The organism is Streptomyces sp. URMC 124 (genome assembly GCF_051386455.1).
GTDB lineage: Bacteria > Actinomycetota > Actinomycetes > Streptomycetales > Streptomycetaceae > Streptomyces.
In genome coordinates this window covers 1-781 of the sequence record NZ_JBPQTS010000344.1, presented here as the reverse complement: position 1 = coordinate 781, position 781 = coordinate 1, and the positions used below count along the sequence as shown (strand labels likewise).

1 protein-coding gene and 1 pseudogene are annotated in these 781 nt (G+C 70.9%); both read left to right on the top strand.

The window, feature by feature from the left end; translation table 11 throughout:
- A pseudogene (locus ACSNOG_RS32855) lies at positions 1–315 on the top strand (DNA-binding protein); the annotation flags it as partial.
- Between the two features lie 123 nt (positions 316–438).
- Positions 439–702 (top strand): hypothetical protein, encoded by a 264-nt coding sequence (locus tag ACSNOG_RS32850; RefSeq protein WP_436756349.1) that lies wholly within the window; start codon positions 439–441, stop codon positions 700–702.
- Positions 703–781 lie beyond the last annotated feature (79 nt).

Below are 781 nucleotides of genomic sequence, written 5' to 3'. Positions count from 1 at the left end.
TTGGAGTGGTGGCGGGTGGTGGGGCGGGATGCGGTGATCTTTCCTGAGGTGGTGGCCGTTGCGGATGCGCTGCTGGATCCTGCCATGGCGCAGCGGGTCTGGGCGGACAGCGGCGGCGAGCAGCGGCGGCGGCTGCCCGCGGACGGGGAGTTCTGCCGTCGGCTCGGTGAGCGGCTGGGACGTCCGTGGCTCGGGCCGCTGGCAGCGACTGATTACGGCGGTCCGCTGCTCGCGTGGATGGGGACCGTTATCCGTCTGCGTCGGCATCCAGGGGGACGGCCCGGGCCGTATGCGCGGTTCGACGAGAACCTGTGATGGGTGCGACAGGAACACCAGCCGTCGACGACGGCCGCCGGACTGCGAGTCTTGTCCAGGGAGAAGAGGGCACCCGGATCCGGCACGTACTGGCGCGCTGTGGTGCCCGCGGAGCAGCGTTTTGTGATCACCAGTCTCCTTGGTGAGGCCGAGGAGCAGTTGCAGCAGTTGCACGGCGCGCAGGTCGGCACCACCGCCGAGGTGGCCCGGTCTGTGCTGGAGGGTCTGAGCCGTGGGAGTGATCTGCTCGACCAGGTGCTGCTGCGGGTCATGGTGGCGGCCGTGAACGCTGGGGTGGGGCTGGAGGAGGTGGCTCGGTGGGCACGGCTGCCCGCCGATGCGGTGACGGAGGCTCTGGAGGCGTACGGGGACGCAGAGGGCCGGTAGCCGGCAGATCGGCGGGGCTGCTGGTGGTTGAGGGCGCGGCTGTAGGGCGAGGGGGCCTTGCCCTGGTGGGGGCGGGCTT